Origin of the sequence: Kribbella hippodromi, assembly GCF_039531045.1 — a bacterium.
Taxonomy (GTDB): domain Bacteria; phylum Actinomycetota; class Actinomycetes; order Propionibacteriales; family Kribbellaceae; genus Kribbella; species Kribbella hippodromi.
Genome location: NZ_BAAAPH010000001.1, coordinates 299,588 through 314,088, shown reverse-complemented (window position 1 = coordinate 314,088; position 14,501 = coordinate 299,588). Strand labels below are relative to the sequence as shown.

The following is a 14,501-nucleotide window of genomic DNA, read 5'->3' as shown; positions in this document are numbered from 1 at the left end:
CAGGTAGTTGACGCCGCGTGGTGCGCGTCGGGTGGTCGGCGTGGGGTGCTGGGGATCGCTTGGCAGGTTGGCGCGATGTGCGGCGGGTGGTCGGCGGGGCGTGCTGGGTTCGTGGGTTGGGCGTTGTGGGGTTGAGGTGAGATCCGCCTGTTGGTAGGGGCAGCGGTTTGCTAAACCGTCGGTCGGCTTCGTGTCGGCTCGCGAGTTCGAGTCTCGCTCTCACCGCTGGGCGGCCGGGATGGACCGGTCGCCCTGCCAGTCCCGTTGGTCTAGTGGGAGGACGCCTGGTTCTCAGCCAGGAGATCGCCGGTTCGAATCCGGTACGGGATGCGCGGGAACGCCGTCGCGGGGAGCACCGCCCGAGAGAGCTGTCGTGGAAGTGCCGGCGCGGGGAGCACCGTGCGAGAGCAGTTCGCGGGGAGCACCGTGCGAGGGCGGTGTTGTGGAAGTGGTGTTGTGGGAGCGCCGTCGTGGGAGAGGCGGGGCGGGCTGTAAATCCGTTGCCCTTTGGGCTGAGCAGGTTCGAATCCTGCCTCCCGCACGTCATCATCACGGGGCGCGCACGCCGTGCGTGATCTTCGTGTCGATCAAACAGAGAGGAGGACCGGCCGTGGCCGACCTCAGGAACAGGAAGCGAGTGCCTGGTGGCAGGACCGGTGCTCCGGTTTTGCAGGGACATTCGATGCGGCGCGTACTGCTTGCTTGCGGGCATGTGCAGCGTGATCGGATCGCGCACCGTGGGGATCACGTGTGGTGCGAGGCCGAATGCTCCGACTGGGTGCAGGTGGTCTCAGTGCAGGAGTAGCAGGCGGGTCGCGGCGGCGTTCCGGTGACCCGCGGGCAGGACGAGGGTACGTAAGGACGGGTAGTGGTAGGCGGCTGGGTAGTGCACCTGAGCGTGAACGCGGTCGGGTGTACGGCGTCTCGGCGGTGCACTACCTGTTCTTAGGTACCCAGATCACACATGACCCGCAGACCCCCTGGTGACGGAATCACACCGGGCCCTCCGAAGGCTCGGTTCCTGGTTCGACTCCGGGCAGGGGGACTCAACGCCGAGCTCAGGTGCCGACCCACCTGGGCGGTGCAGTGCAGGACGAGCCGTGGCGCGGTGCAGTGCGGTCAGGCACGGTGCAGTGCGGTGAGGTCAGGCGCGGTGCGGTGAGGTCGGGCGCGGTGCGGTGAGGCGCGGTGGGGCGGGGGTGGTGGGTCAGTTAGTGGGTAGGAGGGGGTCGTAGTGCAGTGCGAGGGAGACGGTTGTGTCGGTGCGGCTTGAGAGGACTCGGACGCGCGTGGCGGTGACGTGCCGCGGAGCGATGGTCAGGAGGCGGCGGTGGCCGATGGTTGTGCCGGCGGCGATTTCGGTCCATTCGTCATCGATCAGCGCATCGACCGCGAACGACTCCACCTGCTGGCCGGAGGTGATGTCTTCGCGGAGGTCGAGGACGTTGACCGTACCCGGGAGCTGCACTGAGCCCTCGTAGTACGCCCGGACGGCCGCACCGAAACCGGTCAGGGCCTCGACGTCGGGGTCGGCGAACAACCCGCGCTGGTCGGGCGGGATGTTCAGCAGGAGTACGGCGTTGCGGCCGACCGACTTGCGATAGATGTCCAGTAGTTCCGGCACCGACTTCACCGCGGTGTCCTCGGCCGCGTGATAGAACCAGCCTGGCCGGATCGAGACGCCGACCTCGGCCGGGTACCAGCGCAGTTCGTCCGCTTCGGCCAACTGCGCCGGGCCGGCCACCTCGCGTTCCGTGGCCGCCGCCACCGGCTGACCGTTGGCGAACGGCACGACGCTCCACTCGGTCTCCCGCGCGAACCCGTCTTCGTTGCCGACCCACCGCACATCCGGCCCGCCGATCGCGATCACCGCGTCGGGTGCGAGGCGCCGAATCAGATCGAACCAGGCCTCGTACGCGTACGTTTGCGCGCTACTCGTTGGATTCGCCCCGTCCAGCCAGACTTCCGCGATCGGGCCGTACGAGGTCAGCAGCTCGTGCAACTGGTTCAAGTAGAAGCGGTTGTAGTCATCCACCACGTACTCGAACGGACCGATGCGTGAGGCAACAGCTGGGCTGCCGTTGCCGTAGTACCCGCCGGGAGCCTTCTCTTGGTAGAGGTCCGCCGGCGACAGGTACACACCGAAGCCCAGCCCGCCGGCCTGACAGGCGGTGGACAGTTCCGCGACGACATCGCCTGAACAGGGTGATGCGGCAACGGTATGCGACAGGAACTTGCTCGGCCACAGGCAGAAACCGTCGTGGTGCTTGGCGGTCAGGATCATGCTCTTGAAACCGGCGGAAACCAGGGTGGAGACCCACTGCGAGCAGTCCAGCGCGGACGGGTCGAAGATGGCCGGATCGTCGACGCCGGTCCCCCACTCCAGGCCGGAGAACGTGTTCGGGCCGAAGTGGACGAACGCGGTCAGCTCCTGCCGTTGCCACGCGACCTGCCGCGCCGACGGCCGAACCCCAGCCGCCACCCGACGCACATCCTCAATCACAACAACCCCTTCCCCACCCACAGCAGGTCACCGCAGCACCGTCAATCACAGCAGTACCTTCCCCGGGTTGAGGAGGCCATCAGGGTCGAATGACTGTTTTATACGTCTGTGTAACTCCAGGCCCACCGGGCCGAGCTCGGTCTCCAGCCAGCGGGCCTTGAGCGTACCGATCCCGTGCTCCCCCGTGATCGTCCCGCCGAGCCGCAACCCCAGCTCCATGACCGCTCCAAAAGCCGCCAACGCCCGCGTCTCAGCTGCCGGGTCATCACGATCGAAAACCACTGTCGGATGCATGTTCCCGTCACCTACATGCCCCGGGCAACAAATCAGCACGTCATACTCGCGGCCGATGTCAGCAATCCCCCGAAGCAACGGTACGAGTTGCGACCGCGCCACCGACACATCATCGATCAACGTCACACCGAGCGGCTCCAGCGCCGAGTTCACCAGCCGGCGCGCTTCGAGCAGCATCCGCGACTCCTCCGCGTCGGATGCTTCGGCAACCTCGATCGCGCCGTACGCCGTACAAATCTGAGCGATCCGCGCAACATCCTCCGCCGCCCGTACGCCCCGATCTGACTGCGCGAGCAACATCGAGCCGACGTCACCCGGCAACCCCATATCCCGATAGTCCTGGATAGCCCGCAGGGTCGGCTGGTCAAGGAACTCCAGCAACGCGGGCCGGAGCCCGGACGCCATCACGGCCGCGGCTGCCGCGATCCCGTCCTCGATCGACCGGAACGTCGCCGCCGCGGTCAGCGCGGCCTCGGGCGCCGGCCGCAGCGCGAGGGTCGCCTCAGTCACTACGCCGAGCGTGCCCTCGGAGCCGACGATCAGGCGGGTCAGGTCGTACCCGGCGACGCCCTTCGCGGCCCGCCGCCCGGTCCGGACGACCTCTCCGGACGCCAGCACGACCTCCAGACCGCGTACGAAGTCTGAGGTCACGCCGTACTTCACGCAACACAGCCCGCCCGCGTTGGTGGCGATGTTCCCGCCGATTGTCGACATCTCCCACGACGACGGATCGGGCGGGTAGAACAGGTCCTCCGCGAGTACGGCCCGCGACAGGTCGGCGTTCACCACGCCCGGCTGCACGACCGCGACCTGGTCCTCGACCGAGATCTCCAGGATGCGGTCCATCCGCGCGGTCGACAGCAACAGACAGCCGTCAATCGCGTTCGCCGCGCCCGACAACCCGGTCCGCGCACCCTGCGTCACGATCGGTACGCCAAACTCGGACGCCGCCCGCATGACGGCCTGCACTTCCGAGGTCGCTGCGGGGCGTACGAGCACCCGCGGCACACCGGCCGTACAGAACGTGGCGTGGTCGTTGCGATGACTGTCCAGGACGTCCGGATCGTCGACGACTGCTCCGTCGCCGAGATCGGACCGGAGCCGCGCTACCAGCGGATCGCTCATCCTTCATCTTGTTCGGCGAGCAACCGAAGGATCAACTCGGCTCGGCGTACGCGTTCGCGGCCAAGCGCTTCAGCCGTACCGGCGAGATGCGCGCCGACCGGGTAGATGTTCGGCGCGTTGCGCAGCCCCATCTTCAGGTACACCGGCGCGGCCGCCCGGACGATGTCGGGTACGTCGTAGAACCGTACGTGACCGCCCTGGTCGTCAGGAACTTCGATGTACATGTCGATCGGTACGGTCGTGACCGAGCGGATCTCGGCCAGCACCGGCACCGGAAGGTCGGTCGACACGTTCAAGCTGGTCGCGCCGAGCCGTTCGTACAACTGGGCGGTCGGTGCGTTGGGCAACGGCATCAAGACCGAGGTCTTCAGAACAAGATCCGATGGCAGCGATCCGTCCACCTTCAGCGCGCCGAGCAGTTCCAGTACGCCGAGGTCGCCGACGAGCAAGCTGCGTACGCCGAGCTCGACCGCGCGAAAGGCATCGCACAACGAGGCGGCCACCTGGTCGTTGCCGCGGGCAACACCGCCGACGGCATGCGAAACCTTGGCCTGACCACCGATGTCCCACGCGCCGCGCGGCCCGAGGAACAGGCACACCTCGACGCCGGCGGACGCGCCGAGCGAGAGCATCTCCTCGATCTCGGCGTCCGTCAGCATCATCACGCCGCTGCCCTGCGACACCCGATCGATCGTGATACCGCGCGTCTTCGCTTCTTCGAGTACCGCGGTCATCACCCGCGGGCCTTCACAGGAGGGGATCTCCACCTTGTACGGAGAGCCATCGGGGAACGTTTTCGCCGAATCATCCCCCGGCCGGAAGCCGCGATCGGCGAGCAGGGCACGTGCTTCACGCAGATTCATTTCTCGCTCCAAGGTCCGAGCTGACCGGACGACGTCAGCTCGCGCGCCGTACCGGTGATCTCCAGGTCGAATCGTTCGGCCGCTTCGGTGAGCAGCGCCGGGGTCACCATCAACTCGTTCGGCGACAACGTGTCCCTGATCCGGGCCAGCCGGAGCTCGGACCAGTGCCGCCGCCCGCACATCGTGACAGCCGCGAGTACGGCCGCCTCGTCGTCTTCCATCACCATCGGCAACCGCGAGCGTCGCGCCCCGCCGGCGCCGGAGGTCAACGCGTTCACGTAGCTGGCGTGCAGGTCGATCTGCTCCAGCAGGCGCGCCGGGATCACATCGGCCAGACCGAGGCCGGAGGCGTTGCCGTGCGATGCGGGTGAGAGCGAATGGACGCTGATCGCGGCGATCGACGGTGATTCGAACTCCGGGATTCCGTGCACCCAGCAACGGCCGATGACGTTCGTGTCCATCCCGGCGCCGGACTTGTCTTTGCCGAGTTCGTCGACTACCAGGACGTCGAGTTCGTCGAAGGGAAGACGTCCGAGCAGGCTGGATGCCTTTTGCAGTAAGGCGTTTTCGGCCGATTCCGCGATTCCGGTTGCTTCGAGCAACTCTACTGAAGCGGTTTGTTCACGGGCGTTTTCGAGGATGGCTAGACCGCCGAGAATTTTGCCTTGTGCAACGATCATCCGGGCGGCGGCTTCGATGTTGCCGCCGAGGGCTGGGATGCCGCCGGCGTGCAGGGACGCGGCGCCGCGGTGATTGCCGAGGCCGATGGCGAGGATCTTCGCGATACCGCTTTCGATCGGGCCGCGGAAGTCGGTGTGCGGTTTGATCCGGTTCACGAGGAGTACGCCGTCGGCTTTCGCTGCGAGCGCGTCGTGGTGGACCTCGGTGCCGTCGGGGAGGGTGCCGATGACAACTGTTTCCATGGTTGCTTCGATGGGGGCGCCAACGGTTTGCTGGGTTATGCCCAGTCCTTCGAGCATCTCGCGCTGGCCGTCGGCGGTGGCGCCGCCGTGGGAGCCCATCGCGGGGGTGACGAAGGGGTCCGCGCCGGCGTCGCGGAGCCAGTCGACGGCTGCTTTCACGACTGGTACGAGGTCGTGGATGCCGCGGCTGCCGGCCGTCACCGCGATCCGGACGCCGGGGTGGATGCGGTCGCGGAGCGGTTCGAGGGCGGTGCGGGCGTCCGCGTACGGGTCGGCCGAGACCGGCAGATCGGTGAGGACCCGCCGGATCGGGGTGACCTGCGGGAGAGTCCCCGCGGGCCGCAAACCACGGACGGCTTCAAATATTCCCAATTCGGGCATCAGTGGCTCTGTCTCGCGACGGCTGAGCCGGTGCGGCCGACCAGGAAGTCCAGGTCGCAGCCTTGGTTCGCCTGGGTGACGTGATCTACGTACAGGCGGGCCCAGCCGCGGTCGGTCGGCGGTGTTGGTGGTTGCCAATCCGCGCGCCGCTTCTCCAGTTCCTCGTCCGAAATATCCAGATGAAGACGTCGCGCCGGTACGTCCAGCTCGATCCAGTCGCCGGTCCGTACCAGCGCCAACGGCCCGCCAACCGCCGCTTCCGGCGTCACATGCAGTACGACAGTCCCGTACGCCGTCCCGCTCATCCGCGCATCGGAGATCCGCACCATGTCGTCCACACCGATCTCGGCCAGCTTGCGCGGGATCGTCATGTTTCCGACCTCGGGCATTCCCGGGTACCCGCGCGGGCCGGCGTTCTGCAGTACCAGCACGGTGTCTTCGTCGACCTCGAGGTCCGGGTCCTCGACCGCCTTGTCGTACTCCTCGATGCTGCTGAACACCAGCGCCTTGCCGCGATGCCGCGACAGCCGCTCCGACGCCGCCGACTGCTTGATCACGGCCCCGTCGGGCGCGAGATTCCCCTTCAGTACGGCGGTGCCGGCGCCACTACCGAGCGGATCGCCGACCGGCCGGATCACCGCGTACGTCTGACTGCCCGGCGCGGCACCTGGGATTGTCGCCTCGATCCGCTCCGCGTTCGCGACGTTCTCGCCGATCGTCTTCCCGGTGACCGTGATCGCGTCGGTCTTGAGCAGCGGCAGGATCTCCTTCATCACCGCGGGCAGACCGCCGGCGTAGTAGAAGTCCTCCATCAGGTACTTGCCGGACGGCTGCAGGTCGACCAGCCACGGTACGCCCCGGGCCCACTCGTCGATGTCGTCCAGCGTCACGTCGACGCCGACCCGGCCGGCGATCGCGAGCAGATGGATGACAAAGTTGGTCGAACCACCGATCGCCGCGTTCGCGCGGACCGCGTTCGCGAACGCGTCCCGGGTCAGGATGTCGCTCGGCTTGAGGTCCTCCTTGACCATTTCGACGATCCGCTGACCGGACTTCTGCGCGATCACGTACCGGCGCGAGTCGACGGCCGGGATCGCCGCGGAGCCGGTCAGCTGCAGACCGAGCGCCTCGGCCATGCAGGCCATCGTGGACGCGGTGCCCATGGTCATGCAGTGGCCGTTGCTGCGCGACTGCCCGGCCTCGGCCGCGGCGAAGTCCTCCTCCGACATCCGGCCGGCGTTCAGGTCCTGGGTGAACCGCCAGACCGCTGTCCCCGAGCCGATGTCACAGCCGCGGAATTTACCGTTCAACATAGGACCGCCGGTGACGACCACAGTCGGCAGATCGACGCTCGCGGCGCCCATGATCGAGCCCGGCGTGGTCTTGTCGCACCCGGTCAGCAAGACGACGCCGTCGAGCGGATTGCCGCGCAGCGATTCCTCGACGTCCATGCTGAGCAGGTTCCGGAAGAGCATCGCGGTCGGTCGCAGCAGGGTCTCGCCGAGCGACATCACCGGGAACTCGAGCGGGAATCCCCCGGCTTGCCAGACGCCGCGCTTGACCGAGTCGGCGAGCCGGCGCAGGTGCGCGTTGCACGGGGTCAGCTCGGACCAGGTGTTGCAGATGCCGATCACCGGGCGGCCGTCGAACGCCTCCTCGGAGAAGCCCTGCGACTTCATCCAGGACCGGTGGATGAACCCGTTCCGGCCCTTCTCGCCGAACCAGTGGTCGAAGCTGCGGCGCCCGGTCGAGGCCGGCGCCCCTTCACCGGCCAGGACGTTGCCCTCGCCCGGATCGTTCGTCGGCGGCCGGTCGTCGATGGGGTGCCCGTCGTTAGGTGGCCCGTCGTTGGTGGGTGACCCGTCGTTGGTGGGTGGAAGGTCGGTCATCGCGTCACCTCAGCTGTGGTCACGGTCCCGTTCACCCGGCGGGTGATCCCGGCCGGGTTGGAGTCCTTCAGTACGTCCGGAAGCACCGCGTCAGGCGCGTCCTGGTACGCGACCGGCCGCTGGAAGCGACGAGCCGCGGTCACGCCGACACTGGTGTGAATCGAGCCGACCGTCGACGGGAACGGCCCGCCGTGGTGCTGCGCCCAGGAGACGGCGACGCCGGTGGGCCAGCCGTTCCAGAGCACGCGGCCGGCGCGCGCGGTCAGCGACGGGAGAAGCTCGCGAGCCAGATCAGCGTCGGAGTCCTCGGCGTGCAGCGTCGCGGTCAGGTTTCCGTCGAAGGCCTCGACGGCCTGCAGAAGTTCGTCACGATCGTTGTACTCGACAACAATCGACACCGGGCCGAAGCATTCCTCGAGGATCTCGTCACGGCGGGCGAGCAGCTCAGAAACAGTTGTCTGAAGCAACGTCGCGCCGGCGCCGGTTGACCAGACCCGGACACCTTCGACTTTCTCCAGCCGGTCCAGACCGGAGGTGAAGCCGGATTCGATGCGGTCGTTCAGCATCGGCGCCTGGGCGATTCCGCCGACCGCCTCGACGAGTTGGTCCTGCAGACCATGGCCGGAGGGTACGAAGAGCAGGCCGGGCTTCGTACAGAACTGCCCAACGCCGAGGGTGAACGATCCCACGTACCCGGTCGCGATGTCCTTGCCGCGGGCATCGATCGCGGCCTGGGTGACGAACACCGGGTTCAAGCTGCCGAGCTCGCCGTAGAACGGGATCGGCTCCGGGCGGGTGACCGCGATCTCGTGCAGTGCCTTGCCTGCCGGTACCGAACCGGTGAAGCCGGCGGCGGTGATCCGCGGGTCCTTCAGTGCGGTGACGCCGACGTCGAAGCCGGTGATCAGGCCGAACGTACCGTCGGGTGCGCCGGCTTGTTTCAGCGCGTCGATCATGACGGCGGCTGTGCGTACGGAAAGCTCAGGGTGGCCCGGGTGTGCTTTGACGATGACCGGGCAGCCGGCGGCGAGGGCGGACGCGGTGTCGCCGCCGCAGACGCTGAACGCGAACGGGAAGTTGCTGGCGGCAAATACCAGGACCGGTCCGAGGGGGACCAGTACGCGGCGGAGGTCTGGGCGTGGGACCGGTTTGGCTTGCGCGTCGGCAGTGTCGATGGTGACTTCCAGCAGGGAGCCTTCTTCGAGGGCGTCGGCGAACATCCGGAGCTGGCCGGTGCTGCGCGCGACCTCGCCGGTGAGCCGTGCTTCAGGGAGGGATGACTCCCGCATCGCGATCGGCACCAGCTCACCCTTGGCTGCATCCAGCGCGTCCGCGACGGCGCGAATCCACCCGGACCGCACGGAGGGTTCAGAAGCGCCAAAGGCGGGCGCGGCTCCGGCAGCCGCGGCAAGCGCCTGCTCAAGCTGAGCGGGGGTGGTGTCCGAGGTCATCGTTTTCCTTCCAGATTGGCGGTGGCCAGGAACTCGAACGGGTCGCGGCCGGTTGCCACGGTGTTGGTCAGGGTGCCGAGTTCGTCGATGGTGATGGTGATGACGTCGCCTTCGGTCAGGGCGAAGTCCAGGTCGGGGACGATTCCGGTGCCGGTGGCAAGGATCACCCCGTCCGGGAAGTCGTTCGGCAGGAACAGTACGTCGATCAACTCGGGCAACTCACGGACCAGTTTCGCCGTCGAAGTGCGCTCCGCGAACACCTCCGTACCGTCCCGTTCGATCACCAGCTTGATCCCGAGGTCCTTCGGGTCGGCGACCTCCCACGCGGGGCGGATGCCCGACGCCAGCGCGCATCCACCGGCGAACAGTTTCGCCTGCGGTACGTACAGCGGGTTGAGGCCCTCGATCGAGCGCGAGCTCATGTCGTTGCAGATCGTGTACCCGACGATCTCACCGTGGCTGTTGGCAACTACTGCCAGCTCCGGCTCAGGTACGTCATGCCCCGAATCGGCCCGGATCCCGACCGGTTCGCCGTCCACAACCACCCGCCAGGCCGGCGCCTTCTGGAAGAGCTCGGGTCGCTCGGCGGTGTAGATCTTGTCGTACACCGACTGCTCGCTGCTCTCCTCCATCCGGGCGCCGCGCGACCGCTCGTACGTGACGCCCGCGCACCACACCTCGCCCCGCCCGTCGAGCGGCGGCAGGAAGGTCAGCCCGGCGGCCGGCAACTCGGCACCGACCTTGCCGACTGCTGCCTGCAGCTCGGCGAGCGGAAGCCGCAGCAGCTCGGCGAAGCTGTTCACGCCCTCCAGCGGAGCCACCGTGTCGCCGGTACGCACACCGGGAATCGGCCGGCCATCGACCGGGGACAGATAACGGACCAAGTGCATGGACATGCCTTTCAGTTCAACTGCACAGTCACATCGACGTACCGAGCAAACCGCGGGTGATCTGGAAACCGACGTTGCCAGAGGCAACAGCTTTGGGAACGAGGCGGCGACTGGCGACCGCGGCGATCGTGTCCAGCCCGATCCGGGCCTGTTCGGCGGCGGCACCGGTCGCGACCGCGTCCAGGTCGTCGCCGTACGTCGCGACCGTCTCCGGATCGTTGCTGAATTCAACGACTGGTACGAACCGCTGCGCCGACAAGGTGCCGCCGGCAACATGCGCGAGGATCTGCTGCACACCGGTCGCACCGAACCCGGTGGCGGTCTCCATCCAGTCCGTGCCCGGCATCCGCATCACGTGCCAGCCCGGCGCCGCGAGCCGCTGCCCGTGCGCGATCGTCGGCCCAACCGGGTCCGTCGAGCCGAACGCCGCGGCCCGGAACGTGTTGTCGGCGAGCAGTGCGCCACGCGACGACAGTACGACGGAACCGCCGGAGCCGACGATCTCGCGACCGATCAACGCGAGCGCTTCCGCGGTCGTGTCCGAGAACTGGCCGCGCGCCTCCAGCCCGATCGTGAGTGCGCCAAGGTCGCCGACCTCATCGACCGGCGCAGCCAACTGGAACCCGTTGAACCACTCCTTGACCCGGCCGCCGACCGCGTCCAGACCGCCGTCGGCCTGGATGCTCGCCCAGCCGAAGCGGGCCGGATCAGCGCCTGCCTCGACCAGACGGGAACGGAAGTAGTCGTTGTGGGTCTTCTCGCACCCGTGTTCCAGGAGCAGCGCCATCCGTGTGTTCGGGTGCAGGAGGTAGCCGAGCATGATCCGCGCGAACGTCTCCTCGGACGCGCCGCCGCTGCTGCCACAACCTTCGGTGTGCGGGAGCGCGACCATCCGCGTGACCGAGTCGCCGGCCCACTTCTCCAGCTCGGCCTGGGCCGCGATTCGCAACGCGATCTGGCCCGAACAGAGGCTGGTCGGCAAGATCAGGCCGACGGCTTCCGGTACGAGGCGGTCGTCTACGCGGAGCAGTTCGGTGCTCGTACGCCCATCCGAGGTCAGCCCCTGGTGTGGCATGCCGTCGAGCGGGGCGTCGCGGTCCTCGGCCGGGAGGTCGGCGAGCGTACGGCTCATCCGGCCGTCCGTACTGATCGAGATGCCTTCGCGCGGACCGGTCTGCCTCCAGTTCCGCCAGATCGACACCTGGCTGTGGCCGGCCTTCTCCCCCGCGCTCTTCTCGCCGGAGGCGACGCGTACGACCAGGTCGAAGGTTTCCGCGGTCAGGTCGGCCATCGTCGTACCGGTGAGGTACTTGCCGGCGTCAACGTCCATCTCGGCGCGCAGCCGCTCGTACCTGGCAGTCGTCGTGACGAACTTGAGCGTCGGGACGAACGGGAAGTTGGTGATCGATCCGTTGCCGGTGGTGAAGAAGATCAGATTGCAGCCGCTGCCGATCTGGCCCGCGACCGATTCGAGGTCGTTGCCCGGGCTGTCCATGAAGATATAGCCGTTGCCGGGCAGCGGCTCCGCGTAGTCGATGACGTGATCGAGGCGTACTTCGCGGGGCAGCTTGCGGGCGGCTCCGATCGACTTGAGCACGATGTTGTAGAGCCCCCGGTACACGTTGCCGCCCGACGGATTGCCCTCGGCGGTGTGCCCGTGCCAGCCGACCCGCTCCTTGAACGACTTGATCGTGGCCAGAAAGCGCTTCGCGGTGGCGAGGTCGCGGACGTTCTTCAGTACGTACGGCTCGGCGCCGATCAGCTCATCGGTCTCGGCGAGTACCGCGGTGCCGCCGTGCCGGATCACCTCCGCGCTGACCTGGCCGGCGAGCGGGTTCGCGGAGATCCCGGAGAACGCGTCGGAGCCGCCGCACTGCAGCGCGATCTTGAGGTCCGCGAGCGGCACCTCGACCCGCGGCTGGGCGTCGACGACCGGCAGCCACGGCTCGATCAGCGCGCCGGCGGCGGTCAGGTCGTGCTCGAAGCCGGCCTTCCGGGTGAAGTACGCGTGCGGCACCTTGAGCGCCGGGTAGTCGTGCTCGGCCATGAAGTCCTTGATCGCCTGGCCGGAGACGACATCACCCTCGGTGTCGACGATCAGCACCGCGCCGACGTTCGGGTTGAGCGTGAATCCTGCCAAGGTGGCGAGCAGGAAGTGCAGGTTGTTCGGTACGTCGTCCTCGCCGCCCTCGGTGTGCGCGACCGGTACGACGCCATCGCCCGCGTCGGCACCATCGAACCGGCGGGCCAGCTCGGTGACGAAGCCGCTGCTGCGGGAGCTGGTGGCGAGGAGTACGACATGGTTCCGGGTGCCGGCTGGGCCTTGTTCGCGCGGGTAGCCGAGGAAGGTGCCGGGTTGCTCGACACTTGTCACCTGGGCGCCGAAGTGCAGTGCGGATTCGTTCAGTTCGTAGGGGTCGAGGGGTTCGTTGGTTGCTGAGGGTTGTTTGGGCAGTCCCTCCACGCCGCGGGCGGTGACGGCGGCGAGGCTGGTCGGCGTACACACGTAGTCACCGGGGACCAGGTCGCGGGAGGCGCGGGCGAACGCGGTGTTCCAGGAGGTCAAGGCCGCGCCGGTGGGGACCGGGGTGACTACGAAGCGGTGCCCTTCGAGCACGGTGTGCGGCAGGGTGACCGCCGCGCCGTCGAGCTCGATCACGGTGCCGGCGTCGAGCCGCTGCGAGGCGATCGCCACGTTGTCACCGGGCTCAGGCAGCACGCCGATCCGTTCGAACCTCACCATCGTCCGTGCCTCCCCATAGCTCACACCGGCCAGAATCGTGCATGATGCATGATTACCAGTGTTACCCTGCCGAAACCTGCCCGACGGGGTCAAGACCGCGACCAGATTCCGGAGAACCAAATGGCCGAACCCCCGAGCCAAACCGACCCCACAGGCCCGGCCGAAACACCGGCCACGGAGGCAGCAGGAACGGCGCCGGTCACGGAGGCGGCGGGAACGGCGCCGGTCGCAGAGGCAGCGGGAACGTCGCCGGTCGCGGGCACGGCCGAACCGGCGCGGACGGCCGGGGCATCCCAACCGCCGGCGGGAGCGCCTTCGATCGTGGAGCAGTCGGCGGCGGCGCTGGGCGCGGGAACCGCGGCGGGCGCGGGAGCGACGCTGGGCGCGGGATCTGCGGCGGGCGTAGGGGCGGCGCTGGGCGCGGGAGCTGCGGCGGAGGTGGGGGTGGATCGGCGGGTGTTGCGGCGGCAGATGCTGGTCGACGACGTGTACGAGGCGATCAAGACGATGCTGATGGACCACGTCATCCGGCCGGGGGCGCGGATCTCGATCGACGGGCTGGCGCGGGAGTTCCAGGTGTCGTCGACACCGGTCCGCGAAGCCCTGGCCCGGCTCGAATCGGAGGGCCTGGCGGTCAAGGAACCGCTGAAGGGCTACCGCGCGACTCCGCTGCTGACCCTGGAGGAGTTCGACGACCTGTACCGCTTCCGCCTGCTCTTGGAGCCGTGGGCCGCACGCCGGGCCGCCGAACTGATCTCCCCCGACGGCCGCGCCCGGCTGGAAGCCGAACTCGCCAACGCAGTCGAACCCACCTCAATCGACTACGCCGGCTACAAGTCCCTCACCGCCCACGACAACCGATTCCATTCCCTCATCGCGTCGCTGTCCGGCAGCGAACAGGTGCGGCTGGCCTTCGAACGCACCCACTGCCACCTGCACATCTTCCGTCTCCACTACGACCGAGACATCGGCCCCGAAGTACTCACCGAACACCGCCTCCTCGTCGACACCATCACCTCCGGCGACCCCACCGCCGCCGAAGCCGCCATGACCCGCCACATCGAAAACTCAATGACCTTGCGCTTACGCCGCATCTACGACTAACCAACCGCCCCTCGCGTGCTCCGCGGCCGCTCTCCTCGTCGCTTCGCTCCTCACCGCACCCGCTACGCGCGCTAACCACCCACCGCCGGCTCAGCGCCGTACCCCCCTTTCCGGGCTGCGCCGGACCTGCCGGCTGCCGCCGGTCCCTTCCGGGCTAGCGCCGGACCTTCCAGCTGACACCGGTCCCTTCCGGGCTGCGCCGGTCCCTTCCAGCTGACGCCGGGCCTTCCAGCTGACGCCGGTCCCTTCCGGGCTGCGCCGGTCCCTTCCAGCTGACACCGGGCCTTCCAGCTGACGCCGGTCCCTTCCGGGCTGCGCCGGTCCCTTCCAGCTGA

Annotated in this window: 9 protein-coding genes and 3 tRNA genes; 4 read left to right on the top strand and 8 right to left on the bottom strand. The window is 68.0% G+C overall.

The genetic code is table 11. The features are described 5' to 3' along the window. Positions 1-135: 135 nt before the first annotated feature. The 3 genes from ABD260_RS01460 (at position 136) to ABD260_RS01450 (ending at position 541) form a co-directional block, all read left to right on the top strand. Positions 136-225 (top strand) — tRNA-Ser (locus ABD260_RS01460). Between the two features lie 33 nt (positions 226-258). Continuing rightward, positions 259-330 (top strand) — tRNA-Glu (locus tag ABD260_RS01455). A 126-nt stretch (positions 331-456) separates the two neighbouring features. Further along, positions 457-541, top strand: a tRNA-Tyr gene (locus tag ABD260_RS01450). Positions 542-1,207: 666 nt separating this feature from the next. On the opposite strand, the gene ABD260_RS01445 is transcribed toward ABD260_RS01450, so the two are convergent. From ABD260_RS01445 to ABD260_RS01410, 8 genes are read right to left on the bottom strand one after another with little or no spacing between them, the layout of a single operon-like run. Beyond that, positions 1,208-2,503, bottom strand: coding sequence for an alpha-L-fucosidase (locus tag ABD260_RS01445; RefSeq protein WP_344231446.1), 1,296 nt, complete (start codon positions 2,501-2,503; stop codon positions 1,208-1,210). A 45-nt stretch (positions 2,504-2,548) separates the two neighbouring features. Then, complete coding sequence (locus tag ABD260_RS01440; RefSeq protein WP_344231445.1) at positions 2,549-3,922, bottom strand: FAD-binding oxidoreductase; 1,374 nt, start codon at positions 3,920-3,922, stop codon at positions 2,549-2,551. Beyond that, on the bottom strand, positions 3,919-4,785 hold the full coding sequence (locus ABD260_RS01435; protein WP_344231444.1) for a hypothetical protein: 867 nt from the start codon (positions 4,783-4,785) through the stop codon (positions 3,919-3,921). Before ABD260_RS01435 ends, ABD260_RS01440 begins: the two co-directional genes overlap by 4 nt. Next, the gene (locus ABD260_RS01430; protein WP_344231443.1) at positions 4,782-6,089 is read right to left on the bottom strand and encodes a nickel pincer cofactor-dependent isomerase, group 22; all 1,308 of its coding nucleotides are present in this window, start codon (positions 6,087-6,089) and stop codon (positions 4,782-4,784) included. The genes ABD260_RS01435 and ABD260_RS01430 overlap by 4 nt, the downstream gene beginning before the upstream one ends. Continuing rightward, entirely contained in the window at positions 6,089-7,978 is a 1,890-nt protein-coding gene (locus ABD260_RS01425) for an IlvD/Edd family dehydratase (protein ID WP_344231442.1), read from the bottom strand. The genes ABD260_RS01430 and ABD260_RS01425 overlap by 1 nt, the downstream gene beginning before the upstream one ends. After that, entirely contained in the window at positions 7,975-9,429 is a 1,455-nt protein-coding gene (locus ABD260_RS01420; protein WP_344231441.1) for an aldehyde dehydrogenase (NADP(+)), read from the bottom strand. The genes ABD260_RS01425 and ABD260_RS01420 overlap by 4 nt, the downstream gene beginning before the upstream one ends. Beyond that, complete coding sequence (locus ABD260_RS01415) at positions 9,426-10,325, bottom strand: fumarylacetoacetate hydrolase family protein (protein ID WP_344231440.1); 900 nt, start codon at positions 10,323-10,325, stop codon at positions 9,426-9,428. The genes ABD260_RS01420 and ABD260_RS01415 overlap by 4 nt, the downstream gene beginning before the upstream one ends. Before the next feature lie 22 nt (positions 10,326-10,347). Further along, on the bottom strand, positions 10,348-13,062 hold the full coding sequence (locus ABD260_RS01410) for a UxaA family hydrolase (RefSeq protein WP_344231439.1): 2,715 nt from the start codon (positions 13,060-13,062) through the stop codon (positions 10,348-10,350). Between the two features lie 321 nt (positions 13,063-13,383). Between ABD260_RS01410 and ABD260_RS01405 the strand changes: the two genes are divergently transcribed. Beyond that, positions 13,384-14,166, top strand: coding sequence for a GntR family transcriptional regulator (locus ABD260_RS01405; protein ID WP_344231438.1), 783 nt, complete (start codon positions 13,384-13,386; stop codon positions 14,164-14,166). Positions 14,167-14,501: the final 335 nt, after the last annotated feature.